This is a genomic window from Pseudomonas sp. BRM28 (assembly GCF_002939405.1).
GTDB lineage: Bacteria > Pseudomonadota > Gammaproteobacteria > Pseudomonadales > Pseudomonadaceae > Aquipseudomonas > Aquipseudomonas palmensis.
In genome coordinates, this window is the sequence record NZ_PEFV01000001.1 from 491,006 (window position 1) to 517,375 (window position 26,370).

Consider the following 26,370-nt stretch of genomic DNA (forward strand, 5'->3'; position numbering starts at 1 on the left):
CCAGCCAGAAAGCCAAAAGCCCGCTATTAGGCGGGCTTTTGGCTTTCTGGCTGGCGGGTGCCGGTCAGTTCAGGGCGTGCATCATTCCCACTCGATCGTCGCAGGCGGCTTGCTCGATACGTCGTAGGTGACGCGCGAGATGCCTTCGATCTCGTTGATGATGCGGCCGCTGACGGTTTCCAGCAGTTCGTATGGCAGGTGCGCCCAACGCGCGGTCATGAAGTCGATGGTCTCGACCGCACGCAGCGCCACCACCCAGGCGTAACGACGGCCGTCACCGACCACGCCCACCGATTTCACCGGCTGGAATACCACGAAGGCCTGGCTGACCTTGTGGTACCAGTCGGCCTTGCGCAGCTCTTCGATGAAGATGTGGTCGGCACGACGCAGCAGGTCGGCGTATTCCTTCTTCACTTCACCCAGGATGCGCACACCCAGGCCCGGGCCCGGGAACGGGTGACGGTAGACCATGTCGTACGGCAGGCCCAGCTCCAGGCCCAGACGACGGACTTCGTCCTTGAACAGTTCGCGCAGCGGCTCGACCAGCTTGAGGTTCATTTCCTCCGGCAGGCCACCGACGTTGTGGTGCGACTTGATCACGTGGGCCTTGCCGCTCTTGGCACCGGCCGACTCGATCACGTCGGGGTAGATGGTGCCCTGGGCCAGGTACTTGATGTTGTGCAGCTTGTTCGACTCGGCATCGAACACGTCGATGAAGGTACGACCAATGATCTTGCGCTTCTTCTCGGGGTCCGCTTCGCCGGCCAGGTTGTTCAGGAACTGGTCCTCGGCGTTGGCACGGATCACCTTGACGCCCATGTTCTCGGCGAACATGGCCATCACCTGCTCGCCTTCGTGCAGGCGCAGCAGGCCGTTGTCGACGAACACGCAGGTCAGTTGGTCACCGATGGCCTTGTGCAGCAGCGCCGCAACCACCGAGGAGTCCACGCCGCCGGACAGGCCCAGCAGCACGTTGTCGGTGCCGACCTGGGCGCGCACCTGGGCGATTGCGTCTTCGGCGATCTTCGACGGGGTCCACAGTGCTTCGCAGCCGCAGATGTCGAGGATGAAGCGCGACAGGATGCGACCGCCCTGCTTGGTGTGGGTCACTTCCGGGTGGAACTGCACGCCGTAGTAGCCGCGATCATCGTTGAACATGCCGGCGATCGGGCAGCTTGGGGTGCTGGCCAGGATGTGGAAGTCTTCCGGGATGCGGGTGACCTTGTCACCGTGGCTCATCCACACGTCCAGGCCGAATACGCCGTCAGCGTCGACGTGGTCTTCGATGCCGTCGAGCAGGCGGCTCTTGCCGACCACATCGACACGGGCGTAGCCGAACTCGCGCAGCTCGGAACCTTCAACCTTGCCGCCCAGTTGCTCGGCCATGGTCTGCATGCCGTAGCAGATACCGAATACCGGTACGCCCAGGTCCCATACGGCCTGTGGCGCGCGCGGGCTGTCGGCTTCGTGCACCGACTCGGGGCCGCCGGCGAGGATGATCCCGCGGGGGGCGAATTCGCGAATCGCCTCGTCGTCCATGTCGAACGGGTGCAGTTCGCAGTACACGCCGATTTCGCGCACGCGGCGGGCGATCAGCTGGGTGTACTGGGAACCGAAGTCGAGGATCAGGATACGGTGAGCGTGAATGTCGAGGGCCATGACTCAATCTCGTCAGTGGTAATCGGAAACGACGCGGGGCTGTCGTGAACAGCCCCGCTTACAGGTATTGCCAGGAGCATCAACCTACGCGGTAGTTTGGCGCTTCCTTGGTGATCTGCACGTCATGCACGTGGGACTCGGCCATGCCGGCACCGGTGATGCGCACGAACTCGGGCTTGGTACGCATTTCTTCGATGTTGGCGCTGCCGGTGTAACCCATCGAGGAACGCAGGCCGCCCATCAGCTGGTGGATGATCGCGGTCAGGGTGCCCTTGTACGGCACGCGACCTTCGATACCTTCCGGTACCAGCTTCTCGGCACCGGCCGAGGAGTCCTGGAAGTAGCGGTCCGAGGAACCCTGGGCCTGGGACATCGCACCCAGCGAACCCATGCCGCGGTAGGCCTTGTAGGAACGACCCTGGAACAGCTCGATCTCGCCCGGGGCCTCTTCGGTACCGGCGAACATCGAACCCATCATCACGGCGCTGGCGCCGGCGACGATGGCCTTGGACAGGTCACCGGAGAAGCGGATGCCACCGTCGGCGATCAGCGGTACGCCGGTGCCTTCCAGCGCGGCAGCCACATTGGCGATGGCGCTGATCTGCGGCACGCCGACGCCGGCGACGATACGGGTGGTGCAGATCGAGCCAGGGCCGATACCGACCTTGACCGCGTCGGCGCCGGCTTCGGCCAGGGCCTTGGCGGCTGCGCCGGTGGCGATGTTGCCGCCGATCACCTGCACGTCGGGGAAGTTCTGCTTGACCCAGCGCACGCGGTCGATAACGCCCTTGGAGTGGCCGTGGGCGGTGTCGACCACCACCACGTCGACGCCGGCAGCAACCAGTGCGGTCACGCGGTCGCCGGTGTCCTTGCCGGTACCCACTGCAGCACCGACGCGCAGGCGACCCTGGTCGTCCTTGCTGGCCAGCGGGTAGGCCTTGGCTTTCTCGATGTCGTTGACGGTCATCATGCCCTTGAGGGCGAACTTGTCGTCGACGATCAGTACGCGCTCGATGCGGTGCTTGTGCAGCAGCTCGCGGGCCTCGTTCTTGTCGGCGCCTTCGCTGACCGTGACCAGACGCTCTTTGGGCGTCATCACTTCACGCACGGTGGCGTCGAGGCGGTTTTCGAAGCGCACGTCACGGGAGGTGACGATGCCGACCAGGTCGCCGTTGTGCAGCACCGGCACGCCGGAGATGTTGTGCAGGCGGGTCAGTTCGAACAGGTCGCGTACGGTGGCGTCGGCCTCGATGGTGATCGGGTCCTTGACCACGCCGGCCTCGAACTTCTTGACCTTGCGCACTTCGGCAGCCTGCTGCTCGATGGTCATGTTCTTGTGGATGATGCCGATGCCGCCTTCCTGGGCCATGGCAATGGCCAGACGGGCTTCGGTCACGGTGTCCATGGCGGCGGAAACCAGTGGAATGTTCAGCTCGATGCCACGGGTCAAACGGGTCTTGAGACTGACTTCGTTAGGTAGCACCTCGGAGTAACCGGGTACTAGGAGAATGTCGTCGAAGGTCAGGGCTTCTTGGCTGATACGCAGCATCGCGGGGGCTCCCGGGCGGGAAAATGGAAGCGCGCCATTATACTCATGCGCGCCGTGTGACTCAATGTAAAGATGGGCCTTCGGTCAGTTGTCTTGCAGCTTTACCTGCACCACTGCCACCGGCTGGTCGAGCCAGTCGGCAAAGGCATCGATGAAAGACGGCTTGAAACCGGCCTCGCCCCAGTTGTTGAAGATGAACCCCAGGTTGGAAAAGGCACAGGGCTGCAGGTAAAGGAAGCCGTTGATGTCGTCTTCATGGCCGCAGCGCGGGCAGGTGAAGTTGTCGCTGATGCCGGGCATCCACTCTTCCAGGCTGGCGAACAGCTCCACCCCCACTTCCCGGCGGCACTCGGCGCAGCCGGCTTCTTCGAGAAAGCCTTCGGTAGGTGTATAGATGCAGCGCTTGTAGATGACTTCCAGGCCATTGACGGGCTGGCCGTACGGTAGCAACTGCGGCCGCTCGACCACCTTGCGCGCACCCTCGGCGATGGCATAGCCCATGCGGTTGCCGGTGCGTCCGCAGGTGCTGAGCTGTTCCTCGATCACCTTTTCGCGTACCAGCCAGCGCAGGATCGCGCGGGCGCGCGGCTCGTGCACCGGCACGGTGGAGATCTTGGGGACGATGATGCTCTGGAATGTCATGAAGGCGGCCGAACAGGTTAAAGGTGCCAGTTTACCTCACTCAGGTAGCGCGCGATCAGCGCGATGCCGCTGGCCAGCACCAGCCAGGTGACCAGCCGCACGAAGGTTTCTCGGGACATCTTCAGGGTCAGCCGGCGCCCCACCCACAGGCCGGCGAACATCATCGGCAGCAGGCACAGGGCAAGCAGCAGCAACGGCAGGTCGGCGTATACCCCGGCAATCAGGAACAGGCTCAGGCGCACCACGGTGCTGCAACTGATCAGCGCGCTCTGGGTCGCGCGCACCTGCTCCTTGGCGTCGAGCCGGGCATTGAGGTAGATGGCATAGAGGAAGCCGCCGCTGCCGAACAGCGCACCGAACAGGCCGCCGGTGATGCCCATCGGCACCGACCAGCCGGCATTCAGGCGCGCCGGCTTGACCTTCACCGCCAGGCTGTAGAGCGCATAGGCGCTGATGAACAGGCCCATCAGCAACAGCAGCAGGTCGGACTTGAGGTTGAGCAGGAACACCACGCCCAGGGTGCAGCCGATGGCCATGCACGGCAGCAGTCGCAGCAGTTCGCCGCGCACCACGGCCTTGCGCGCCGGCAGCCAGTTGCCGAAGGCAGCGACGAAGTCCAGCAGCACCAGCAACGGGATGATGCGCGACAGCGGCATGAAGTTGATCAGGACCGGCCCGGCGACCAGCGCGGTGCCGAAGCCGGCGATGCCGAACACGATGTAGGCGACGCCGATGCCAAGCAGTATCGGCAGCCATTGGAGCGCAGTGAAAGGGAGCGAGTCGAGCAGTGTGGAGAGCATGGTGTATGCCTGAGTCGTGAGTGAGGCAGCGTTCAGACGAACTTTAGCCATTGGCCAGCCATGCCGACTAATATGCAATTGCGCCATCAGCCATCTCGAAAAGGCATCCCTCATGATCTCCACCCGACAATTGCGCTACTTCGTCGAGATTGCCGAGTCCGGCAGTTTCAGTGCTGCCGCCGAGCGCCTGTTCGTCGCGCAGTCGGCGCTGAGCCGGCAGATAAAGGAGCTGGAGAGTCAGCTGGCCACCCCGCTGTTCGAACGCACCGCCCGCCAGCCGCGCCTGACCGCAGCGGGCCTGGCGTTTCTGCCGCGGGCCCGCAACCTGCTGGGCGAGCTGGAAAAGGCCTGCCGCCTGGCCACCGAAATCGGTCAGGGCCTGCGCGGCAGCCTGCGCCTGAGCCATTCGAGCACGGTGCCGCTGACCGGCGCGTTGCTGGATCGGCTCACGGGCTACCTGCAGCACAACCCCGGCGTGTCGATGGACATCGCGCAGCTATCTTCCGAGGCGCAACTGGAGGAACTGGCCGAAGGTCGCCTGGAGTTCGGCCTGCTGCGCCTGCCGGTGCTGCGCCAGCACGAAGGGCTGTGCGTGCAGCCGCTGTTCGACGAGCCGCTGCTGCTGGCGGTGGCCGCAGACCACCCGCTGGCCGATGAGCCCAGCGTGTACCTGGCGCAGTTACGCGACGAGGCGTTCATTTCCATCCCGCACCGCCAGCGCGGTGGCTTGAGCTACCTGTCGGCCGAGCTGTGCATGCGTGAAGGGTTCTTCCCTCGGGCTGCGCGGGTGGTGTCGCGCAAGACCACGCAGTTGCAGTTGATCCAGGCCGGGTTCGGGGTGGCCTTGCTGCCACGGTGCATGCGCGATATCGCGCCGGCGGCGCTGCGCTTCGTGCCGCTGGCCGACGCGGGGTGCGTGAGTACGGTGGCGCTGGCCTATCGACGCGATGCCGGGCCGTTGGTGCATCAGTTTGTGGAGCACATGCAGGGCTGAGCCGGCAACGTCGGCTCCTGCAAGAGACCGCGCATGACCTGTAGGAGCCGGCAAGCAGCGCCGCCGCCTGCCGGGACTGCAAAGACCGCACGATTCCCTTTATGATGCCCCGCATGATCAGAGACCCTTTCGAAAGACTCGGCCTGGACCGCGAGGTCCTTACCGTCAGCCAGCTCAACGGCCGCGCCCGCGTGCTGCTCGAGGACGTGTTCAGCAACATCTGGGTCGAGGGCGAAATCTCCAACCTCGCCCGGCCCGCCTCCGGCCACGTCTACTTCACCCTCAAGGACAGCGGCGCCCAGGTGCGCTGTGCACTGTTTCGCAACAACGCCGCCCGCGTGCGCCAGGCATTGCGCGACGGCCTGGCGGTCAAGGTGCGTGGCAAGGTCTCGCTGTTCGAGGGGCGCGGCGACTATCAGCTGATCCTCGACACCGTCGAACCGGCCGGTGACGGCGCCCTGCGCCTGGCCTTCGACGCGCTCAAGGAAAAGCTCGGCAACGAGGGCCTGTTCAGCAGTGAACGCAAGCGCGCCCTGCCCGCCCACCCGCAGCGTATCGGCATCGTCAGCTCGCCCACTGGCGCGGTGATCCGCGACATCATCAGCGTGTTCCGCCGCCGCGCCCCGCAGGTGGAGCTGACCCTGATACCCACCGCCGTGCAGGGCCGCGAAGCCATCAACCAGATCGTACGGGCCCTGCAACGCGCCGATGCGCAAGGCTTCGACGCGCTGATCCTGGCCCGTGGCGGCGGCTCGCTGGAAGACCTCTGGTGCTTCAACGAAGAAGCCATCGCCCGTGCCATCGCCGCCTGCGTCACGCCCATCGTCAGCGCCGTGGGGCATGAAACCGACGTGTCGATCAGCGACTTCGTCGCCGACGTACGCGCCCCCACCCCTTCGGCCGCCGCCGAACTGCTGGCCCCCGACAGCAGCGACCTGGGCCGACGCCTGGAAAGCCTGCAACGCCGCCTGCTGCTGCGCATCCAGAACCGCCTGGCCCATGACCGGCTGCGCCTGGACAGCCTGGCGCGGCGTCTGCGCCACCCCGGCGAACGCCTGCGCCAGCAGGCCCAGCGCCTCGACGACCTGGACATGCGCCTGCGCCGCGCCTTCGAGCAGCGCCTGAACCAGCGCCGCGAACGCCTGGCACGCCTGGAGACCCGCTTGGCCGCGCAGCACCCCGGGCGTGCCCTGGCGCTGCTCAAGCAACGCCTGGACAACCTCGCCGAGCGCCTGCCGCGAGCCATGCGCCAGACCCTCGCCACCCGCCGCCAGCACCTGCAGGTGCAGGTGCAGACACTGCAGGTGGTCAGCCCGCTGGCCACCCTCAGCCGTGGCTACAGCATCCTGCTCGACGAGCGCGGCCAGGCCATCCGCAGCGCCGCGCAGACCCGCAACGGCCAGCGCCTGACCGCCCGCCTGGGCGAAGGCGAGCTGCAGGTGCGGGTCGAAGACAACCACCTGACTCCGGTCACGCTCTCTCTACTGGACTGACTCATGCCCCGACTGTTTGCCCCGCTGCTCGCCCTCTGCCTGGCCTTCGCCGGCACCGCCCAGGCCAGCTACATCACCCGCCAGTTGAACAAGCCGGTGCCCGGCGGCGTCGCGGTGGTCGACCTCGGCCCCGCCGCCCAGGCCCCTCAGGCACGCTTCGACGGCAAGCCGGTGCTGGTGGTACGCGAGCAGGACACCTGGCTGGCCATTGTCGGCCTGCCGCTGACCCAGAAGCCCGGCACCGCCAGCCTGACCCAGGGCGAGCGCACCCTGAGCTTCACGGTCGCCAGCAAGAAGTACCCCGAGCAGCGCATCACCCTGAAGAACCAGCGCCAGGTCAACCCCAACCCGGCCGACCTCAAGCGCATCGACGCCGAGCTGGCCGAGCAGCTCAAGGCCTACCGCAGCTTCAGCCCCAACCTGCCGAGCAACCTGCTCCTCGACAAGCCGGTCAACGGACCGCTGTCGAGCAAGTTCGGCGTGCGCCGCTTCTTCAACGGCGAGGAACGCAACCCGCATGCCGGCCTGGACTTCGCCGTGCCCGCCGGCACCCCGATCAAGACCCCGGCCAACGGCAAGGTGATCCTGATCGGCAACTACTTCTTCAACGGCAACACCGTGTTCGTCGACCACGGCCAGGGCTTCATCAGCATGTTCTGCCATATGTCGAAGATCGACGTGAAACCCGGCCAGCAACTGAGCCGTGGCGCCATCGTCGGACGGGTGGGCTCCACCGGCCGCGCCACCGGGCCGCACATGCACTGGAACGTCAGCCTGAACGACGCACGGGTCGATCCGGCGATCTTCATCGGGGCCTTCCAGCCCTGATCAGCGTCTTGCGCCAATCAAAAAGACCGCGCAACTGGCGCGGTCTTTTTGATTGGTAGGCGCTATAAAATCACGACATTCTTCAGTTTTTAAGCATTCCTCTCAATTTTTTTGCAGTGCTTGCCATCGTTCAGCCCACTGGTTAGGGTTGAACCCATGAAAACCACGCACACCCTCATCCTGCTTCGCCAACATCGCAGCCTTTGCCTGGTCAGTGCCCGACTACCAAGCTGAATCGCGTCGCCTCGCCCATTCATCACTTGTACGTTCGGCGGGCCCCTTTCAAGGCCGCACAATAAGGATTGCTTTCATGACCATGCTCAAAGACCCTTCGAAAAAATACCGTGCCTTCGCTCAGGTAAACCTGCCTGACCGCACCTGGCCCTCGAAGACCATCACGGCCGCGCCGATCTGGTGCAGCTCGGACCTTCGCGACGGCAACCAGTCGCTGATCGAGCCGATGGATGCGGTCAAGAAGCTGCGCTTCTGGAAGACCCTGGTCAGCGTGGGCGTGAAAGAAATCGAGGCCTCCTTCCCATCGGCCTCGCAAACCGACTTCGACTTCGTGCGCACCCTGATCGAAGACGGCCACATCCCGGACGACACCACCATCCAGGTGCTGACCCAGGCCCGTGAAGACCTGATCGCACGTACCTTCGAATCGCTGCGCGGGGCCAAGAAGGCCATCGTGCACCTGTACAACGCCACCTGCCCGGCATTCCGCCGCATTGTCTTCAACCAGGACAAGCAGGGCGTCAAGGACATCGCGGTGAACGCGGCCAAGCTGTTCGTCAAGTACGCCGCCCAGCAGCCGGAAACCCACTGGACGTTCCAGTACTCGCCAGAGACCTTCAGCGCTACCGAACTGGAGTTCGCCAAGGAAGTCTGCGACGCGGTGATCGAGGTGTGGAACCCGACCCCCGAACACAAGGTGATCCTCAACCTGCCAGCCACCGTGGAAGTTTCCACCCCGAACATCTATGCCGACCAGATCGAGTGGTTCGGGCGCAACGTGTCGCGCCGTGACAGCGTGATCATCAGCCTGCACACCCACAACGACCGTGGCACCGGCGTGGCTGCCACCGAGCTGGGCCTGATGGCCGGCGCCGACCGTGTCGAAGGCTGCCTGTTCGGCAACGGCGAGCGTACCGGCAACGTCGACCTGGTGACTCTGGCGCTGAACCTCTACACCCAGGGCGTGGACCCGGAGCTGGACTTCTCCGACATCGACGGCGTGCGCAAGGTGGTCGAAGAGTGCAACCAGATCCCGGTACACCCGCGTCATCCGTATGTGGGCGACCTGGTGCACACCGCGTTCTCCGGCTCGCACCAGGATGCGATCCGCAAGGGCTTCACCCAGCAGAAAGAAGACACCCTGTGGGAAGTACCGTACCTGCCGATCGACCCGGCCGACATCGGCCGCAGCTACGAGGCGGTGATCCGCGTCAACAGCCAGTCGGGCAAGGGTGGCATCACCTACCTGCTCGAACAGGAATACGGCATCAGCCTGCCACGCCGCATGCAGATCGAGTTCAGCCAGGTGGTACAGGGCGAGACCGACCGCCTGGGCCTGGAAATGACCGCCCAGCAGATCTACAAGCTGTTGCAGAGCGAGTACCTGCAAGCCAACGCCCCGTATGCGCTGGTCAGCCATCGCCTGCAGGAAGAGAACGGCCACAGCGCCGTGGAAGTGGAAGTGGCCGGTGAAGGCGAAACCACCCTGCACTGGCGCGGCAAGGGCAACGGCGCCCTCGAGGCCCTGGTGGCCGGCCTGCCGGTAGCCGTGGAAATCATGGACTACAACGAGCACGCCATCGGTGCCGGCACCCACGCCAAGGCGGCGGCCTACATCGAACTGCGCGTGGCTGGCGGTCGTCCGGTGCACGGCGTGGGTATCGATGAAAACATCACCACCGCCAGCTTCAAGGCGCTGTTCAGCGCACTGAACCGCTCGCTGAGCCAGCAGGCTGCTAAGGCGGCGTAAACGCCAACTGACCCGCTGCTGCATGCAATGCCCGCCTCTGATACGGAGGCGGGCATTTTTTTGGTTGTGCGAAAGCCTGCGGGGCGCTGGCGTGCTCGGTATACTGCCGGCCTCATTATTTTTGCCACACCTGTAAGGACACTCAATGAGCCACTACCTGGAACGGGCACTCACCAGCCTGCGCACCATCGGCATCAACTTCATCCAGCCCGTTCAGGATGCCCCGGTTCTGGTACTGCTGGACCGCGTGGCCCACTACGACACCACCAAGGTCACCTCCATCGCCACCGTGCTGCAGCAGGCCACCAGCTTCAACAGCATGGTGCGCGAGCAGATCGAAGGCATGGACATCTCCACGCGCTTCATGGACATCACGCAGAGCTTCACCTCCATCCGCGAGGACGCCGCCGCCATGGCCGGCTGGATGGATGACGGGCGCCTGGACGCGATGGAAAAGATCAAGCTGACCTGGATGAACGTGCGTCGCGGCTCCATCCCCAGCCGCTTTGCCGATATCCGCGAAAACTACCTGAAGGTGTGCAAGTCGGCCAACAACCAGATCGCCCGCGAGAGCGTGATCCTGGAGTCGTACATGGACTTTCGCATGGCCATGAAAGCCGCCGAGGTGGAAGCCCAGCAGGTGCTGGCCATCGCTGGCGAGGCCCTGCAGCAGCGCACCCTGGCCCTGAACGAGGCCAACGCCCGGGTCGCCGACGCCGAAAGCGCCGAGCCCGCCGCACGCGCCGCGCTGGAACTGGGCCGCGATGAAGCCGTGCGCGCCCTGCAGGACGAAGACAAGCGCTACCAGATCATCAAGGACATCGCCGATGACCTGAAGGTCGGCTACAACACCGCCGAAATGGTCTTTGCACGTATCAATCAGGTGCACGTGATCAAGGAGCGTCAATACCAGCGCATGGTGTCGTTCTTTTCCACCAACGAAGTGGTACTCACCGGGCTTGCCGTGTCGTTCACCGCCAACAGCGGCCTGGCCGAAGCCACCCACACCCTCAATGCCACCACCGACGGCATCAGCCAGGGCCTGGAGTCGCTGGGCAGCACCGGCAACCAGCAGCTCGAAGCCGCGGTCAAGGCCAGCTACGGCTCGACCATCAAGGTCGACTCGGTGCGCGCCCTGGCTGACGCCACGCTGTCGTTCCAGACCGACATGAAGCAGATGGCCGACACCTACCGCGCAGAGTCGAGCAACGCCGCCCGGGATATCGCCGAAGCCGTCGAAGAGGCCAAGCGCAAGTTCGCCGCCCTGCTGACCAAGGCCGCCTGATGAGCAGTGTTCCTCTGTCCGAACAGCTGGGCGCGATGGCGGTGGTCGACCAGCTGCGCCATCAGCAGATGCAGGTGCAGGAGCACCTGAACCTGCCGCAGCGCCGCGCTGAAGTCGCCGAGCGTATCCGCACCTACTACCAGGCCCAGGGCATCGCCTATGACGATGCGCTGATCGAACAGGGTGTGCGGGCGTTCTTCGCCCGGCGCCTGGCCTTCGAGGCGCCCGAACAGACCGCACTGCAACGCCTGACCACGCGCCTGCTGCTCAACCGCAGGAAGCTCATGCGCATCCTGCAACTGATCGTCGTCGCGCTGCTGGCCGTACAGTGCACCCGGGTGGTGAACGACACCGCCAAGACCTCCAAGGTGCAGGACAACGTCCGTACGGCCGAGTATCGCAGCAGCGATCTGAGCGCCGACCTTGCGCAGCACCAGTCGCGCTTCGATGCGCTGCAGCAAGCCGTCGCGCAACAGCCCGAGCCCGCGGTCACGCGCCTGCTGGTGCCGCTTGCCGAGCGGCTGACGCAGGTTCAGACACTGCTGACGCACCGACCGTGGCCGCAACTGATCGACAGCGACAACCGCGACAGCGTGCAGCAGGACCTCGATACCTACGAACGCAACACCCAGTCGGCGCGCGCGCAACTGAGGCAGGCCGACAAGGGCCTGAACGACGTCCAGGCCATTATCGATGCCCGCAGCCGCCTGCAGGCCGTACTGCACAACCCGGCGTTCACCGCAGGCGCCAAGCGTTTCGGGGTGATGGCGCAGCAGGCCCGGGTGGCCGACCAGGCCATCGGCAACGCCGACACCCAGGGCATCGAGGTGGTCGACCGTGAAGTCGGTGAGCTCGAAAGCCAGCTCGATCGCATTCAGCAGGTCCAGCCGCTGATCCGGCGCCTGGACGAAATCGAGCAGCAGTTGCCCGCCCTGCGCCTGCCGCCGAACGACCTGCGGGTGGTGCGTGCCCAGGCCGCCCAGGTCGACAAGGCCATCGACGCCCTGCAGGCACGCCAGGCCAGCGGCCACCTGTCGACGCTTGACAGCCTGCTGGTGTTCGCCCGTCAGGCACTGGAGCTGCGGGTGGTGGACCGCTACGGCGTCAAGTCGGGGGTCGAGCGCTGCTATGACCAGGCGCTGTGCAACCAGGGCGGTGACTCCCTGCAGGGCAAGAGCTGGTACCTGGTGGTCGAGGCCGTGGACGCCGCCGGCAACCCGATCAGCGTGCCGGTCACCAGTTCGGAAACCGGCGAATCGCGCTGGGCGTCCTACTTTGGTGTACGGGTCAGCCAGGCCGAGTACCTCAAGGTCAAGGAAGACAAACTCAGCGACGGCCACATCGACGACCTCGCCATGGGCAGCAAGCCTGCCAACATGCTGAGCCTGAAATTCAACCAACGTGTCGCCAAACCCGACATGATCCTGGACTGGTGATGACATGAGACCCAGCAAGCTCATCGGTATCGTCGCCGACAATGCACGCAGTTTCGAGCACGTGCTGCGCGACGCAGAACAACAACTGGCCAGTGCCACCGAGCGCCAGATGGCGCTCGAACAGGACATCCTGACCCGCCTGCGCAGCATCGCGACCCTGCAGCTGGAGCACGCCCCGTCGCTGCAGGACGAGGTGGTTCAGGCCCTGCACGAACGCCAGCTGGCCCAGGGGCAGTTGCGCCAGCAGCTGCTGGAGGTCGAGCAGCGGATCGCCCAGTCGCTGGAGGCGACCGCGCAGGTACAGGAGCGCCTCGACGACCTCGACCGCCAGGCCCGCGACCAACTGGCCCAGGACCCGACCTACACGGCGCAGATGCACCAGCTGGAACAGGCCATCGCCGCCAACCTCGAAACCGTCACCGGGTATGCCGACATTCGCCAGGAGTGTGCCGACAAGCTGCCGATGTTCGGCCGCAACCCGATCTACCACTTCCTGCGTGATCGTGATTTCGGTACCGAACAGTATCGGTTGGGCCGCATCAGCCGCTGGCTCGATGGCTGGCTGGCCAGGCAGGTCGACTACAGCGGCAACCGCAGCAACGAGCTGAACCTGCTCAACATGCAGCAGCGCAACGAGGCACTGCAGCTCGAACGCGACGCGCACATTGCCGCGCTGGAGCAAAGCACCGGCCAGCAACTGGCCGACGCCCAGCAGCAGGCAGGCATGGAGCCGCTGCGCGAAGCGCACAAGGCGCTGTACAAGCAGACCGTGGCCAGCAAGCAGCAGGCCAACGACATTCACGCGCAACTGACCGCATTCACCCACAACCAGGACCCGCACTACCTGCGTGCCCGCCAGTGGCTCACCGACCAGTTGCAGGCCAAGAGCATCGAGCAACTGCTCGAGCAGGTGAAGAAGACCCCCGATACCGCAGACGACCAGATCGCCTTGCAGCTGCAGCGGCTGTACCCGCAGGTCGACGGTGTGGAACGGGCACTGGCCGAGGCGCGCCAGACCCATGGCCTGGCCCAGCAGTCCTATGACCGGGCCAAGGAGCTGGAGCGCGCGCTGCGCACCGACTTCTTCCGAGACGACGGCTATCAGTACAAGGCAACGCTGGGCATCGAACGTCTGCTGTCGGACTACATGACCCGCGATGTCACCCTGGGCTATCTGGTCGGGACCATCCGCGAACACCGCGAACTGGTGCCGCGCGTCGCCGTCGAGCGCAGCTCGTACAGCAGTAGCAGCTCGGGGTCGAGCTGGAGCAGCTCCAGTTCCAGCAGTTCGAGCAGCAGCTCCAGCAGCAGTGGCGGCTTCTCCAGCTCCGACAGCAGCGGGGGCGGCGGCTTCAGGACCTCGGACAGCTTCTGATGGCATGCCCGCTGGCCTGCCGACGCAGGCCAGCGCGGCGCATCACCCGCGCGGGTAGCGCTCGTTCACGCTGAAATCGAAGCGCCAGCAGCCCGCGTTCTTCCGGGAACTGTAGTGCTCGAACAACACCTTTTTCTGCAGTTCGTCCCAGCCGAGCGGGTCCACCGAGGCCTCCTCCAGCACCGTGACCAGCGTGTCGGTGGCAACCGACGACAGGTAGATCAGGTCTTCGCGCATCACCTGCGCGTTGGCATCGAGAATCGGCAGCACCTTGTTGTGCTCGAAGTAGTAATCGATCTCCGACGCGCCCATCACACAGTGCGCATACAGGATGTGCACCTGATAGGCATAGAACACCCCGGGGCCGACCAGCTTGCGGGTGTGCTTCTGGGTGGTGGAGTCGTTCCAGCTTTGCGCAGCCTGGAACGATACCCGGACCTCTGAACTCACCCCCACGCCCTTGAATTCCAGCTGCACGCCACCAGACACTTCGGTGGTACGGCTGAAGCTTCGGGTAAAGCCATGGGTGACCTCGAAGGTGCGTTCATCCTCGCCGTTGCTCGGCACCTGAACGGTGCCGACATGCTCCACGTAAGCGGCAACCGGCACCGAATACATGTCCCACCACCGCTTGCCGTCGTACATCTGGCCGAACTCGGTGGCATCCTTTATCCAGCAGGCCTGGCGTACCTTGTCACCGCCAAAGAGGTACTTGTCGATGTGGTAGCTCCCGCGCTGTGCGGGGGAGTCGGCGCCAAACACGTTGTCTTCACTCATGACGGTTCCCTCAGTACTTGTAGTGAATCTTCTGGCTTGCGGAAAAATCGAACGACCAGGCGCCGGCATTGCATTCAACCTCGTAACCTTCGGTCAGCACCTTGCGCTGCAGGGCATCCCAGGCAATCGGAGGGGTGGCCGCGGCATCGGCCACCGCCACATACACGGCCGTGCTGATGGCCGACAGGAAGTACAGGTCGGTACGCCCCTGCGTGGCCAGCGTCTTGCTGGTGCGAAACGCCTTGCTCAGCTGTCCGGCCGAGGTCGCGCAATGGGCATACACCAGGTTCATCTGGTAGATGGCGAACACTCCGCTGCCGGGCAGCAGCAGCGTCAGGCGGTTGTCGTTCGGCGCCCCCCAGGCGATGTCGTCGACAAAGCCGGTGTGCAGGCTGGAGAGGATATTGACCCGCTCGATGGCCGACGACACCGAATAGGGCGCGTCCACTTCACGGATGAACTGCTTGCTGTGGCCCTGGGCAAAGGTGATGGCATGGCGCTGGTTGCTCAGGCCGTTGAGCCGCAGGGTATCCACCGCTGACAGGTAGGCGAACACCGGTCGGGTGTAGGTGGCCCAGGCACTGGAGCCAATGCGGATATCGCCGTAGACGGTCTTGCCGTTGACCCAGCAGCCGGGTGCCAGGCGCTTGCCGCCGATCAGGTGGCGCTCGAGCGAATAGGACCCGGTCTTGACCGCGTAGCCGCTGAGTCGCGGATTTGTAGCGTGTTCGATTTCGTCGTCCAAGGTATGCACTCCCTGCAGAAAACCCATGAGTTTTCGATACTAGGGAGGCCGCGACAGGCTCGGCAGCGGGACGTGCTTCCTGGATGGGCAGCGGCCTTGCCGGTCAATGGCGCCGGCAAAAAAAAAGGTGCGCCGACCAAGCGCACCTCAAAGCCGTACAGCACACAACGAATTCTCTAGTCCAGCAACGCCAGCGCCTGGGCACTGCACGCCTGCACGCGTGCCCACTCGCCGTTCTTGATCCAGCTGCTGTCGAGCATCCAGGTTCCGCCCACGCACATCACATTGGCCAGGGCCATGTACTGCTTGACGTTGCCCGGGTTGACCCCGCCGGTGGGGCAGAAACGCACCTCGCCGAACGGCCCGCCGAATGCCTTGATCGCCGCCGCCCCGCCGCTGATCTCGGCCGGGAACAGCTTGAAGCGCCGATAGCCCAGCGCGTAGCCCATCATGATCTCCGAGGCGCTGCTGATGCCCGGCAACAGTGGCAACGGGCTCTCGACCCCCGCCTCCAGGATGTCCTGGGTGCACCCCGGCGTGACCACGAACTGCGCACCGGCCTGTTCCACCGCCGCCAGCATGCTGCGGTCGAGCACCGTACCGGCTCCGACGCACAGCTCCGGGCGCTGTTCGCGCAGCAGGCGGATGGCGGTCAGGCCGTGTTCGGAACGCAGCGTCACCTCGAGCGTCTTCAGCCCCCCGGCCGCCAGCGCATCGGCCAGCGGCAGGATGTCCTGCTCGCGGGCGATGGTGATCACCGGCAGAATGCGCGCCTGGCCGCAGATGCGGTCGATCAGGGCAATCTTGTCGGCCATGGAAATGCCCGGCTGTGAAGGTTCAAGGGTTGTCATAACGGCGTGTCCTTGGTTCATGGGCACCAGTAGATTTCCAGGGGGTCTTGAAGAAAGGCGCGAATCGGCATCTGCGCCGGGTCGTCACCGCCCAGCGCGGCGCGCAGGGTAGCGAGTTTGCCTGGCCCTTGCACCGACAACAGTGTCGCACCTGCACCGGCCAGCACACGCCGGGTCAGGGTCAGGCGCTGATGCGGCACGCTCGGCGCCAGCATCGGCAGTACCCGGCGCTGGCTCTGGGCCTGCAGGCCCTCGGCCAGGTTGGGGCTGCCCGGAAACAGCGAGGCGGTGTGACCGTCATCGCCCATGCCCAGCACCAGCACATCGATCGGCGGCAGCTGGGCAAGCGCCTGGTCCGCCTGCTCGGCAGCGGCTTCGAGGCTCGCGGCGGGACGGTACAGGCCGACGAACCGCGCCTTGGCGGCCTCGCCCTGCAACAGGTGCTGCGCCACCAGGCCGGCATTGCTGTCGGCATGTTCCACCGGCACCCAGCGCTCGTCCGCCAGGCTGACCACCACCCTGGACCAGTCCAGCGGCTGCCTGGCCAGGCGCTGGAAGAACGCCACCGGGCTGCGCCCGCCCGACACCACCAGGGTGGCCTGGCCGTTTTCGTCCATCGCCGTGCGCAACCGCTGCGCCACATCCACAGCCAGGCCCTCGGCCAGGCGCGCCGCATCGGCAAACTCATGTGCCGTCACGCTCGCCGGCAGTTGCAGTTCAGATATCGCCATACCATGCCCTCCCATCGCGGGTAATCAGTGCTATCGAGCTCATCGGCCCCCAGGTGCCCGCCGCATACGGCTTGGGCGCATCACCGGCGTGTTTCCAGCCGGCGATCAACTGGTCGCACCATTTCCACGCATATTCGATTTCGTCCTTGCGTACAAACAGGTTCTGGTTGCCGCGCATCACTTCCAGCAGCAGGCGCTCGTAGGCATCCGGAATGCGTGCGCTGTGCCAGGTATCGGAAAAATTCAGCTGCAACGGGCCGCTGCGCAGTTGCATGCCCTTGTCCAGGCCCTGCTCCTTGGTCATCACCCGCAACGAAATGCCTTCGTCCGGCTGCAGGCGGATGATCAGCTTGTTGCCGATCTGCAAACGTTGTTCCGCCGCGAAGATGTAGTGCTGCGGCTCCTTGAAATGGATGACGATCTGCGACAGTTTCTGCGGCATGCGCTTGCCGGTGCGCAGGTAGAACGGCACCCCGGCCCAGCGCCAGTTGCGGATATCGGCCCGCAGCGCGACGAAGGTTTCGGTGTCGCTCTGGGTATTGGAGTTGTCTTCCTCGAGGTAGCCGGGCACAGCCCGCCCCTCGCTGTAGCCCGCTATGTACTGGCCACGCACCACCTGGGTGCTCAGGCCCTCGCCGCTGATCGGTGCCAGTGCCTTGAGCACCTTGACCTTCTCGTCGCGAATGCTGTCGGCCGAGAGGTCGCTGGGCGGGTCCATGGCGATCAGGCACAGCAACTGCAGCAGGTGGTTCTGGATCATGTCGCGCAGTTGCCCGGCCTTGTCGAAGTAGCCCCAGCGGCCCTCGATGCCGACCTTCTCGGCCACGGTGATTTCCACATGGGAGATGGAGTTCTGGTTCCACTGGGTTTCGAACAGGCTGTTGGCAAAGCGCAGGGCAATGAGGTTCTGCACCGTCTCCTTGCCCAGGTAATGGTCGATGCGATACACGCGGTTTTCGGGGAAGTACTGCGCCACCGCGTCATTGACCCTGCGCGACGACTCCAGGTCATGGCCGATGGGCTTCTCCAGCACCACGCGGGTGCGCTCGCTCAGGCCGACCTTGTCGAGGTTCTCGCAGATGCCGCCGTACACCGCCGCGGCGGTGGCGAAATAGGCGATCAGTGGCGCGTCGGGTTGTACCTGTTCGAGCAGCGCCGGGTAGTCCTGAGCCTGAAGAAAATCCACATGCAGGTAGCTCAGGCGCGCCATGAAGCGCTGCAGGGCCAGGGCCTCGATATCGCTGCCCACATGCTTGTGCAGGTGCGCCTCGATCGTCGCCAGGTGCTCCTGGGGGCTGCCGGCTTCGCGGGCCAGTGCCAGCACGCGGGTCTGCTCATTCAGCAGGCCCGCGCGATCGAGCTGGTACAGCGCCGGGAACAGCTTGCGCAACGCCAGGTCGCCGAGGGCGCCGAACAGGGCAAAGGTGCAGGGTTCAACGGTGATCGAAGCCATGATGTTGGTTCTTTTATCAAGTTGACGTAGAAATACCGGTTTCAATCGCAGTTTTCAAGGACTAATGTAGTAAAACTAACAACATATTGCCGTGTATACAGAATCAAGTGGTGCGCCAACCGTGCCATCAGTACGATAGGCCACCGCGTAAAAAGCCGTCTGCCCGTGGCAGCCGGCGGCCTCCCCGACCCAAGGACATACCCCCATGGACCGCGTGCGAAACCTCCTGGAGCAGATCCAGGGCCGCCTCGACGAGCTGAACAAGGCTGAGCGCAAAGTCGCCGAAGTCATCCTGGCCAACCCGCAGCAAGCCACGCGCTTCAGCATCGCGGCGCTGGCCCAGGCAGCCAAGGTCAGCGAACCCACCGTCAACCGCTTCTGCCGTTCGTTCGGCGTCAGCGGCTACCCCGAGCTCAAGCTGCAACTGGCGCAGAGCCTGGCCAGCGGCGCCGCCTATGTCAGCCGTGCGGTAGAAGCCGACGACGACCCTGCATCCTATACCCAGAAGATCTTCGGCAGCGCCATCGCCTCGCTCGACAGTGCCTGCCAGCAGCTCGACCCGCAACTGGTCAGCCGCGCCGTCGACATGCTGATCCAGGCGCGTCAGATCCACTTCTTCGGCCTGGGCGCCTCGGCCCCGGTGGCACTGGACGCACAGCACAAGTTCTTCCGCTTCAACCTCGCCGTGTCGGCGCATGCCGACGTGCTGATGCAGCGCATGCTGGCCTCGGTGGCCCATACCGGCGAGCTGTTCGTGATCATCTCCTACACCGGGCGCACCCGCGAACTGGTCGAAGTGGCGCGCCTGGCGCGGGAAAACGGCGCTTCGGTGCTCGGCCTCACCGCTGCCGACTCGCCACTGGCCAAGGCCAGCAGCCTGAGCCTGAACATCCCGCTGCCTGAAGACACCGACATCTACATGCCGATGACCTCGCGCATCATCCAGCTGACCGTGCTCGACGTGCTGGCCACCGGCATGACCCTGCGCCGTGGCGTGGACTTCCAGCCGCACCTGCGCAAGATCAAGGAAAGCCTCAACGCCAGCCGCTACCCGATCGACGACGAACTCAATTGAGCGAATGCGCCTGCAACTGCAGATGCGCCCGCTCCCCCGGCGCCAGGCTGAGGCTGTCGCTGCTGCCACTGGCGGCCTCGACGCAGATGAAGCCCTGGGTCTCGCTGCCGCTCACGCCCATCAGCGGCCGGCTGCCCGGATGCCACACCACGGTGTCGTCGCTGTCGCCGGTATCGATGCACAGCTGACGCTGCCAGGCCGGGTCGTTGACCTGCAGGGTCGCAGCATTCTGGAACACCCGCTGACAGCCGCCCTGCACTTTCAAGGCGCCCTTCTGCTGGCATGCCTGACGCCTCAGATGATCGTACCCCCTCGCATTCTCGAGCCCAGATAGCGCTATCTCGGAAACGTCACTAATACGCCAGTAGGCCAGCAGAGCATGACTCAACTGGCATGGCAGGCTGTCCTGGTGCTCGGTGCTCAGTTGCAACTGCATGCGCTGGCCCAGGTTGGCCACCAGGTCGACCTGCCAGTCGCACAGTTGCAGGCGCCACGTGAGGGTCACACCCTCGTCGCTTTCGCTGCTGTCGATCAGTTTCCAGTCGAGCAGGCGCGCCCAGCCGTGGGCCGGCCACATGTCTTCACTGGGGTGACGGCCGTACCAGGGCCAGCACACCGGCACACCGCCACGAATGGCGCCGACCTGCGGCCACTGCGCCGCGCACCACAGCCACGGGCGTTCGCCACGGGGCTGGAAGTGCAGCAGTTGCGCGCCCTGGCGACTGAACACCGCCTGGCACTGGGGGTGATCGATGATCAGCACGTCGCGCTGCTGGTAACGCTCCCACTCGAAGGTCGGTCGCGGCCGCTGCGAGGTGAAGAAGCGTTGAAGCGGGTGCTCGGACATGTTTCGGGACTCTTGTTGTTAGGGGGGCCTGTTCGCCGGCAACGCCGGCTCCTACAGAAGTCGACCTTGCCGGCAAAACGCCGAATTGGCGTAAATTTACAACATATCCCCTCAGAACGACGACTGAATCTTCAGCCCGGCGACGACCGCGTTGTCCACCTCGCTCACCCCGCCCGGGTGACGGATGTACTGAAGGTTGGGGCGCACGGTCAGCCAGTTGGTCACGTGCACGCCGTAGTACAGCTCGGCGTTGTACTCGGTACGCTGGATCGGCACGAAGCCCATGTCGTTGTAGTCATCGATACCGCTGACCCCATTGAGCTGCTGCGCACGCTTCTTCACGTCATCGTTGACATGAATGCGCGCCACGCCGAAGCCGATGTCGTCCTTGGGCCGCGAATCGAAGGCGCCCTTGTACACCATGCCCACCTGCTGGTAGTTGTCGACCACGTTGGTGGCCTTGTCGTGCACGGTAAAGTTGGCGAACAGGCTCAGGCCGCGATTGGCATCGCCGTTGTGCGCAGTAACCTGCTGCTGCGCCACCACCCACCAGCCATGCTTGCTCGAATGCGACTTGGGGTCTGCGCCAGTCAGGCCCTGGGGTTGGCCATTGACGTCCTCGTAGATGTCATCGGCCTTGGCAGTGCTGTAGTAGTAACCCAGGCGGTACTCGCCGGGCAGGCCGTTGACCCTGGGGGCCCACACCAGCTCCACCGGCAGGATCATGCCCTTGGTGCCGCTGCCGCTGAGCTTGAAGCCATTGCCCGTCTCAAGGTTCGAAGGGTTCTGCTCGAACACCCCGACCTGGGCGAAGAACTCCGGCGTGAGGTTGTACTTGGCGCGCAACGCCCACTGGCTGACCGGCCAGTTGTACCAGATGCTGCCCACCCAGTTGCCCACCTGCGAGCCGCAGAAGGCCAGGTTCTGGAAATCGCAGGGGAAGCTGTTGAACTCCTCGCCCGGGCCGAAGCGCCCCGCCTTGAGGTCGAGCTTGCCGTCGAAGTAGGTCTGCTTGACCCACATCTGGGTCAGGCGCCAGGTCTGCCCGCGGCCCCACACCTCCTGCACCGAGCTGAACTGCCCGGCCCGAGGGTCGCTGATGCGGTCGTTGGACAGGTTGCGCCCGCTGCGCTCGGTGATCGCCAGCTTGAACTCGGCGTCGTGCCAACCCAGGATCTTCTCCAGGTCCATCTTCACGCCCAGGGCGAACTGGTCGCTGTAGCGCGCCGTCTTGTCGTTGTTGTAGCCACCCTTCAGGTTGCCGGCAACCTCGCCCACGTAATCCAGCGAAAAATCGTAGCCCTTGTCCAGCAACTCGGTGCGCGTGCCGCCCCAGTCGCCACTCATCCACTTCGACTCCGGGTCGAAGGCGCCGGCAGCGTGCGCCCCGCAACTGACCCCGAAGGCCGCCAGCAGGGTCATGCAGCCCCGCGGCAAAACACGTTTGAAATGATCCATCCCCTGTGTCCTCGTCTTATTGTTTTCGATGGTGTCCATGCTTTACAACGAATTCAGCGGCCCCTGAATTGGGCAATGTTGTCGGTGCCGACCGTATCGAGCGGTGCACGCCCGCGCCCCAGCCGTTCGCCCGTTTCTGCATCGAACAGCAGCACCCGCGCAGGATCGAACTGCAAGCTCAGGCTTTCGCCGACCTGCGGCGCGAACTCCGGTGCCAGTCGGCAGCACACCTTGGTCTGGTTGAGGGTCACGAACACCAGGGTGTCCGGCCCGGTCGGCTCGGTGACCTGCACCTGGGCGCGAATGCTCGGCAGGCCATTGCCTTCGACCGCCGCCAGGCTGATCTGCTCCGGGCGAATGCCCAGGATTACCTCGCGCGCCTCCAGCCCCGCCTCGCCGATGCCCAGTGGTAGCTCGCAGCGCCCCTGGCCGCTGTCGAGCAGGGCCAGCAGGCGACCCTCCTGGCGTTGCAGGCGCAAGGGTATGAAGTTCATCGGCGGCGAGCCGATGAAACTCGCCACGAACAGGTTGGCCGGGTCGTTGTAGATCTGCTGCGGGGTGCCGAACTGCTGGATCAGCCCATCCTTCATCACCGCCACCTTGTCGCCCAGGGTCATGGCCTCGATCTGGTCGTGGGTCACGTACACCGTGGTGGTCTTCAGGCGCTGGTGCATCAGCTTGATCTCGGTGCGCATCTCCACCCGCAGCTTGGCGTCGAGGTTGGACAGCGGTTCGTCGAACAGGTAGATCCTGGGCCGACGCGCCAGCGCCCGGCCCATGGCCACGCGCTGCTGCTGCCCACCGGACAGCTGGCCGGGCTTGCGCCCCAGCAGGTGCTCGATCTGCAGCAGCTTGGCCACCCGCGCCACCTCCTCGTCGATGGCCGCCGGGGTCATCTTGCGAATCTTCAGGCCGAAGGCGATGTTGTCGCGCACGTTCATGGTCGGGTACAGCGCATACGACTGGAACACCATGGCGATGTCGCGATCCTTGGGGCTCATGCCACTGATGTCGGCGTCGTCCACCAGAATCGCCCCGCCGCTGATCTGCTCCAGCCCCGCAATGCAGTTCATGAGGGTGGATTTGCCGCAGCCCGAAGGGCCCACCAGGATCAGGAACTCGCCCGAGCCGATCTTCAGCTCGATGTTCTTCAGCGTGTCCGGCAGGCCGCTGCCGTAGGTCTTGTTGACGTTGCGCAATTCAAGCGTTGCCATGTTCTACCCCTTGACCGCGCCGGCGGTGAGCCCACGCAGGAAATACTTGCCAGCCAGCACATAGACCAACAGGGTCGGTAACCCGGCGATCATCGCCGCCGCCATGTCGACGTTGTATTCCTTGGCCCCGGTGCTGGTGTTGACCAGGTTGTTGAGGGCCACGGTGATCGGTTGCGCGTCGCCACTGGCGAACACCACGCCGAACAGAAAGTCGTTCCAGATCTGGGTGAACTGCCAGATCAGGCACACCATGATGATCGGGATCGACATGGGCAGCAGGATGCGCCCGAAGATGGTGAAGAACCCCGCGCCATCCAGCCGCGCCGCCTGCACCAGGGCCTGGGGCACGCTGGTGTAGTAGTTGCGGAAAAACAGCGTGGTGAAGGCCAGGCCGTACACGATGTGCACCAGCACCAGGCCGGTGGTGGTACTGGCCAGGCCCAGCTTGCCGAGGGTGAACGAGGCCGGCAGCAGCACCGTCTGGAACGGCAGGAAGCAGCCGAACAGCAGCAGCCCGAAGAACAGCTGCGAGCCGCGAAAGCGCCACATCGACAGCACGTAGCCGTTGAGCGCTCCCACCAGGGTGGAGATCAGCACCGCCGGCACGGTGATCTTCACCGAGTTCCAGAAATAACCGCCCACCGCGTCCCAGGCCTTCACCCAGCCGATGCCGGTGATCACCTCGGGCCAGCTCAGCAGGTTGCCGGTGCGGATGTCGTCGGGGCTCTTGAAGCTGGTCAGCAGCATCACGATCAGCGGCACCAGGTACACCAGGCAGGCCGCGATCAGGGTGGCGTAGACCGCCAGGCGGCTCAGGCTCGGTCGACGAGCAGCAAGTGAATTACTCATGGCGCTTGCTCCTGAGTTCCGAATACAGGTACGGCACCAGGATCGCCAGGATCGCACCCAGCATCAGGATCGCGCTGGCCGAGCCCATGCCCATCTGGCCGCGGCTGAAGGTGAACGAATACATGAACATCGCCGGCAGGTCCGAAGCGTAGCCCGGGCCACCGGCGGTCATTGCCGCCACCAGGTCGAAGCTCTTGATCGCGATGTGCGCCAGGATCATCAATGCACTGAAGAACACCGGGCGCAGGCTGGGCAGCACGATGCGCAGGTAGATGGTCGGCAGGCTCGCGCCATCGACCTGGGCGGCGCGGATGATCGACGGGTCGACCCCGCGCAGCCCGGCCAGAAACAGCGCCATGACGAACCCCGAGGCCTGCCACACGGCAGCAATCACCAGGCAGTACACCACGCGATCGGGGTCGACCAGCCAGTCCAGGCGAAAGCCTTCCCAGCCCCAGTCGCGCAGCATCTTGTCCAGGCCAAGGCCGGGGTTGAGCAGCCATTTCCAGGCGGTGCCGGTGACGATCATCGACAGTGCCATGGGGTACAGGTATACGGTGCGGATAAAGCCTTCGCGGCGGATACGCTGGTCGAGCAGCACCGCCAGCAGCACGCCGACCACCAGGCTGATGCCGATGAACATGCCGCCGAACAGCAGCAGGTTCTTGCTGGCGACCCACCAGCGGTCGTTGTCCATCAGGCGGGCGTACTGGGCCAGGCCCACCCACTTGTAGCTGGGCATGAAGCTTGAATTGGTGAATGACAGGACGAAGGTCCACAGGATGTAGCCGTAGAAGCCCACCAGCACGATCAGCATGCTCGGCGCCAGTACCAGTCGGGGCAGCCAGCGCTGCAATGCGTCGAGGGGTGAGGCCTTGTTGAGGACGGCGATAGTGCTCATCGGAAGGTTCTCGGTTGGAAAGGCGGCGCGTTGCGCCGCATCGCGGGACAAGCCCGCTCCCACAAAGTCATCGCAGTACCTGTGGGAGCGGGCTTGACCCGCGATGAGGCCCGAAAGATTCAGCGGATCATTTAGCCGACTTGATCGCCGAATCCAGCTGCTTGACCGCCTTGGCCGGGTCGGCCTTCGGGTCGTTGAGGAAGTTGGTCACCACATCGAAGATGGCGCCCTGCACCGCCAGGCTGGTGGCCATGTTGTGCGCCATGCTCGGTTGCAGGCCATCGCCCTGCTCGGCCGCCTTGAAGTCCGCGGCGGACTTTTGCGTGCAGGCATCGAACGGGCCCATGTCCATGTCCTGGCGTACCGGCAGCGACCCCTTGTTCTGGTTGAACACAGTCTGGAACGCCGGCTCCAGCGCCACCTTGGCCAGGTCGTTCTGGGCCTTGATGTCGTTCTCGTCCTTGAGCCTGAACATCACCAGCGAGTCGATGTTGTAGGCGAAGCTGCCCTGGGTACCGGGGAACGCTACGCACTCGTAGTCCTTGCCGGCGATCTTGCCCGCAGCGGTCCATTCGCTCTTGGCCCAGTCGCCCATGATCTGCATGCCGGCCTTGCCGTTGATGACCTCGGCGGCCGCAACGTTCCAGTCACGCCCGGCACGGTTGGGGTCCATGTAGGTGCCCAGGCGCTGCAAGGTGCTGAACGCCTTGATCATCTGCGCACCGGTCAGGGTCTTTTCATCCAGCTCGACAAAGGCGGCGTGGTAGCCCTTGGGCCCGAGAATGCTCAGCACCACGTCCTCGAACACGGTACTGTCCTGCCACGGCTGGCCGCCGTGGGCCAGGGGCACGAAGCCGGCAGCCTTGAGCTTGTCGGCGGCGGCGAACAGTTCGTCCAGGGTGGTCGGCACCTTGGCCCCGGCCTTGGCGAACACCTGCGGGTTGATCCACAGCCAGTTGACCCGGTGGATGTTCACCGGCACGGCCACGTAATGACCGTCGTATTTCATGATGTCGGCAACCTTTCTGGGCAGCAGCGCGTCCCAGTCGTTGGCCTTGGCCACATCGTCCAGGTTGGTCAGCAGGCCCAGCGCGCCCCAGTCCTGGATGTCCGGGCCCTTGACCTGGGCAGCGGCTGGCGGGTTGCCGGCCACCGCGCGGCTCTTGAGCACGGTCATGGCGGCCGCGCCGCCGCCCCCGGCCACAGCGTTGTCCTTCCACACAAAGCCGTCCTGTTCGATCTGCTTGCGCAGCGTGTCCACGGCCGCCTTCTCGCCACCGGACGTCCACCAGTGGGTCACCTCGACCGTGCCGGGCTCGGCAGCCAGGGCGCTCAATGGCAACAGGGAAGCAAGGGAAACAACGGCGGCGAGGCGATTGATCGCATTCATCAAGGGAAACCTTTCTTGTTGTTATGCCGGTGCA

Annotated in this window: 23 protein-coding genes; 8 read left to right on the plus strand and 15 right to left on the minus strand. The window is 64.7% G+C overall.

The features are described from left to right. Positions 1-81: 81 nt before the first annotated feature. The 4 genes from guaA to CR917_RS02335 form a co-directional block, all read right to left on the minus strand. Positions 82-1,659, minus strand: a complete 1,578-nt coding sequence (guaA, locus tag CR917_RS02320) for a glutamine-hydrolyzing GMP synthase (protein WP_043860651.1) — start codon at positions 1,657-1,659, stop codon at positions 82-84. A gap of 79 nt (positions 1,660-1,738) precedes the next feature. Beyond that, positions 1,739-3,208 carry an IMP dehydrogenase gene (gene guaB, locus CR917_RS02325; RefSeq protein ID WP_043860652.1) on the minus strand — a complete coding sequence of 490 codons (1,470 nt, stop codon included), beginning with the start codon at positions 3,206-3,208 and terminating at the stop codon, positions 1,739-1,741. Positions 3,209-3,292: 84 nt separating this feature from the next. Beyond that, positions 3,293-3,850, minus strand: coding sequence for a hypothetical protein (locus CR917_RS02330; RefSeq protein ID WP_054915068.1), 558 nt, complete (start codon positions 3,848-3,850; stop codon positions 3,293-3,295). Positions 3,851-3,867: 17 nt separating this feature from the next. Then, positions 3,868-4,650, minus strand: coding sequence for a sulfite exporter TauE/SafE family protein (locus tag CR917_RS02335; protein WP_370408961.1), 783 nt, complete (start codon positions 4,648-4,650; stop codon positions 3,868-3,870). 112 nt (positions 4,651-4,762) lie between these two features. On the opposite strand from CR917_RS02335, the gene CR917_RS02340 reads away from it, so the two are divergent. The 7 genes from CR917_RS02340 (at position 4,763) to CR917_RS02370 (ending at position 14,045) form a co-directional block, all read left to right on the plus strand. Next, positions 4,763-5,644, plus strand: a complete 882-nt coding sequence (locus CR917_RS02340) for a LysR family transcriptional regulator (protein ID WP_058541449.1) — start codon at positions 4,763-4,765, stop codon at positions 5,642-5,644. A gap of 113 nt (positions 5,645-5,757) precedes the next feature. Beyond that, positions 5,758-7,137, plus strand: a complete 1,380-nt coding sequence (gene xseA, locus CR917_RS02345) for an exodeoxyribonuclease VII large subunit (protein ID WP_104571853.1) — start codon at positions 5,758-5,760, stop codon at positions 7,135-7,137. Between the two features lie 3 nt (positions 7,138-7,140). Next, positions 7,141-7,965 (plus strand): M23 family metallopeptidase, encoded by an 825-nt coding sequence (locus tag CR917_RS02350; protein WP_104571854.1) that lies wholly within the window; start codon positions 7,141-7,143, stop codon positions 7,963-7,965. Between the two features lie 310 nt (positions 7,966-8,275). After that, positions 8,276-9,949, plus strand: a complete 1,674-nt coding sequence (leuA, locus tag CR917_RS02355; RefSeq protein WP_043860402.1) for a 2-isopropylmalate synthase — start codon at positions 8,276-8,278, stop codon at positions 9,947-9,949. 145 nt (positions 9,950-10,094) lie between these two features. After that, positions 10,095-11,234 carry a merozoite surface protein 3b gene (locus CR917_RS02360; protein ID WP_104571855.1) on the plus strand — a complete coding sequence of 380 codons (1,140 nt, stop codon included), beginning with the start codon at positions 10,095-10,097 and terminating at the stop codon, positions 11,232-11,234. Then, positions 11,234-12,670 carry a DUF6384 family protein gene (locus tag CR917_RS02365; RefSeq protein WP_104571856.1) on the plus strand — a complete coding sequence of 479 codons (1,437 nt, stop codon included), beginning with the start codon at positions 11,234-11,236 and terminating at the stop codon, positions 12,668-12,670. The genes CR917_RS02360 and CR917_RS02365 overlap by 1 nt, the downstream gene beginning before the upstream one ends. Positions 12,671-12,674: 4 nt before the next feature. After that, the gene (locus CR917_RS02370) at positions 12,675-14,045 is read left to right on the plus strand and encodes a hypothetical protein (RefSeq protein ID WP_104571857.1); all 1,371 of its coding nucleotides are present in this window, start codon (positions 12,675-12,677) and stop codon (positions 14,043-14,045) included. A gap of 42 nt (positions 14,046-14,087) precedes the next feature. Here CR917_RS02370 and CR917_RS02375 read toward each other — a convergent pair whose 3' ends face one another. The 5 genes from CR917_RS02375 to zwf all read right to left on the minus strand — a co-directional run bounded on the left by CR917_RS02375 (position 14,088) and on the right by zwf (position 18,602). Further along, positions 14,088-14,822: a monalysin family beta-barrel pore-forming toxin gene (locus CR917_RS02375; RefSeq protein WP_054915074.1), complete on the minus strand. Its 735-nt coding sequence runs from the start codon at positions 14,820-14,822 to the stop codon at positions 14,088-14,090. A 10-nt stretch (positions 14,823-14,832) separates the two neighbouring features. Next, positions 14,833-15,567: a monalysin family beta-barrel pore-forming toxin gene (locus CR917_RS02380; RefSeq protein WP_157811420.1), complete on the minus strand. Its 735-nt coding sequence runs from the start codon at positions 15,565-15,567 to the stop codon at positions 14,833-14,835. Between the two features lie 176 nt (positions 15,568-15,743). Next, positions 15,744-16,418 (minus strand): bifunctional 4-hydroxy-2-oxoglutarate aldolase/2-dehydro-3-deoxy-phosphogluconate aldolase, encoded by a 675-nt coding sequence (locus CR917_RS02385; RefSeq protein WP_043860397.1) that lies wholly within the window; start codon positions 16,416-16,418, stop codon positions 15,744-15,746. A gap of 17 nt (positions 16,419-16,435) precedes the next feature. After that, a complete protein-coding gene (gene pgl, locus CR917_RS02390; protein ID WP_054915075.1) occupies positions 16,436-17,149 on the minus strand; it encodes a 6-phosphogluconolactonase in 714 nt (237 codons plus the stop codon). Next, positions 17,136-18,602, minus strand: coding sequence for a glucose-6-phosphate dehydrogenase (zwf, locus tag CR917_RS02395; protein WP_043860395.1), 1,467 nt, complete (start codon positions 18,600-18,602; stop codon positions 17,136-17,138). The genes pgl and zwf overlap by 14 nt, the downstream gene beginning before the upstream one ends. Before the next feature lie 214 nt (positions 18,603-18,816). On the opposite strand from zwf, the gene hexR reads away from it, so the two are divergent. Continuing rightward, on the plus strand, positions 18,817-19,677 hold the full coding sequence (gene hexR, locus CR917_RS02400; protein WP_173925072.1) for a DNA-binding transcriptional regulator HexR: 861 nt from the start codon (positions 18,817-18,819) through the stop codon (positions 19,675-19,677). Here hexR and CR917_RS02405 read toward each other — a convergent pair. From CR917_RS02405 to CR917_RS02430, 6 genes are all read right to left on the minus strand, one after another. Beyond that, a complete protein-coding gene (locus tag CR917_RS02405; protein WP_043860393.1) occupies positions 19,670-20,524 on the minus strand; it encodes a D-hexose-6-phosphate mutarotase in 855 nt (284 codons plus the stop codon). The two genes, hexR and CR917_RS02405, sit on opposite strands and share 8 nt — an antisense overlap. A 111-nt stretch (positions 20,525-20,635) precedes the next feature. Beyond that, on the minus strand, positions 20,636-21,946 hold the full coding sequence (locus tag CR917_RS02410) for a carbohydrate porin (protein ID WP_370409066.1): 1,311 nt from the start codon (positions 21,944-21,946) through the stop codon (positions 20,636-20,638). Positions 21,947-22,035: 89 nt separating this feature from the next. After that, complete coding sequence (locus CR917_RS02415; RefSeq protein WP_058541443.1) at positions 22,036-23,196, minus strand: ABC transporter ATP-binding protein; 1,161 nt, start codon at positions 23,194-23,196, stop codon at positions 22,036-22,038. A 3-nt stretch (positions 23,197-23,199) separates the two neighbouring features. Continuing rightward, the gene (locus CR917_RS02420) at positions 23,200-24,045 is read right to left on the minus strand and encodes a carbohydrate ABC transporter permease (RefSeq protein ID WP_054915077.1); all 846 of its coding nucleotides are present in this window, start codon (positions 24,043-24,045) and stop codon (positions 23,200-23,202) included. Continuing rightward, positions 24,038-24,946 carry a carbohydrate ABC transporter permease gene (locus tag CR917_RS02425; RefSeq protein WP_043860389.1) on the minus strand — a complete coding sequence of 303 codons (909 nt, stop codon included), beginning with the start codon at positions 24,944-24,946 and terminating at the stop codon, positions 24,038-24,040. The genes CR917_RS02420 and CR917_RS02425 overlap by 8 nt, the downstream gene beginning before the upstream one ends. Before the next feature lie 127 nt (positions 24,947-25,073). Then, entirely contained in the window at positions 25,074-26,336 is a 1,263-nt protein-coding gene (locus CR917_RS02430; protein ID WP_043860388.1) for an ABC transporter substrate-binding protein, read from the minus strand. Positions 26,337-26,370 lie beyond the last annotated feature (34 nt).

Coding starts and splice junctions, on each gene's coding strand:
- guaA (WP_043860651.1), bottom strand. CDS start 1,659: ATGGCCCTCGACATTCACGCTCACCGTATCCTGATCCTCGACTTCGGT.
- guaB (WP_043860652.1), bottom strand. CDS start 3,208: ATGCTGCGTATCAGCCAAGAAGCCCTGACCTTCGACGACATTCTCCTA.
- CR917_RS02330 (WP_054915068.1), bottom strand. CDS start 3,850: ATGACATTCCAGAGCATCATCGTCCCCAAGATCTCCACCGTGCCGGTG.
- CR917_RS02335 (WP_370408961.1), bottom strand. CDS start 4,650: ATGCTCTCCACACTGCTCGACTCGCTCCCTTTCACTGCGCTCCAATGG.
- CR917_RS02340 (WP_058541449.1), top strand. CDS start 4,763: ATGATCTCCACCCGACAATTGCGCTACTTCGTCGAGATTGCCGAGTCC.
- xseA (WP_104571853.1), top strand. CDS start 5,758: ATGATCAGAGACCCTTTCGAAAGACTCGGCCTGGACCGCGAGGTCCTT.
- CR917_RS02350 (WP_104571854.1), top strand. CDS start 7,141: ATGCCCCGACTGTTTGCCCCGCTGCTCGCCCTCTGCCTGGCCTTCGCC.
- leuA (WP_043860402.1), top strand. CDS start 8,276: ATGACCATGCTCAAAGACCCTTCGAAAAAATACCGTGCCTTCGCTCAG.
- CR917_RS02360 (WP_104571855.1), top strand. CDS start 10,095: ATGAGCCACTACCTGGAACGGGCACTCACCAGCCTGCGCACCATCGGC.
- CR917_RS02365 (WP_104571856.1), top strand. CDS start 11,234: ATGAGCAGTGTTCCTCTGTCCGAACAGCTGGGCGCGATGGCGGTGGTC.
- CR917_RS02370 (WP_104571857.1), top strand. CDS start 12,675: ATGAGACCCAGCAAGCTCATCGGTATCGTCGCCGACAATGCACGCAGT.
- CR917_RS02375 (WP_054915074.1), bottom strand. CDS start 14,822: ATGAGTGAAGACAACGTGTTTGGCGCCGACTCCCCCGCACAGCGCGGG.
- CR917_RS02385 (WP_043860397.1), bottom strand. CDS start 16,418: ATGACAACCCTTGAACCTTCACAGCCGGGCATTTCCATGGCCGACAAG.
- pgl (WP_054915075.1), bottom strand. CDS start 17,149: ATGGCGATATCTGAACTGCAACTGCCGGCGAGCGTGACGGCACATGAG.
- zwf (WP_043860395.1), bottom strand. CDS start 18,602: ATGGCTTCGATCACCGTTGAACCCTGCACCTTTGCCCTGTTCGGCGCC.
- CR917_RS02405 (WP_043860393.1), bottom strand. CDS start 20,524: ATGTCCGAGCACCCGCTTCAACGCTTCTTCACCTCGCAGCGGCCGCGA.
- CR917_RS02410 (WP_370409066.1), bottom strand. CDS start 21,946: ATGACCCTGCTGGCGGCCTTCGGGGTCAGTTGCGGGGCGCACGCTGCC.
- CR917_RS02415 (WP_058541443.1), bottom strand. CDS start 23,196: ATGGCAACGCTTGAATTGCGCAACGTCAACAAGACCTACGGCAGCGGC.
- CR917_RS02420 (WP_054915077.1), bottom strand. CDS start 24,045: ATGAGTAATTCACTTGCTGCTCGTCGACCGAGCCTGAGCCGCCTGGCG.
- CR917_RS02425 (WP_043860389.1), bottom strand. CDS start 24,946: ATGAGCACTATCGCCGTCCTCAACAAGGCCTCACCCCTCGACGCATTG.
- CR917_RS02430 (WP_043860388.1), bottom strand. CDS start 26,336: ATGAATGCGATCAATCGCCTCGCCGCCGTTGTTTCCCTTGCTTCCCTG.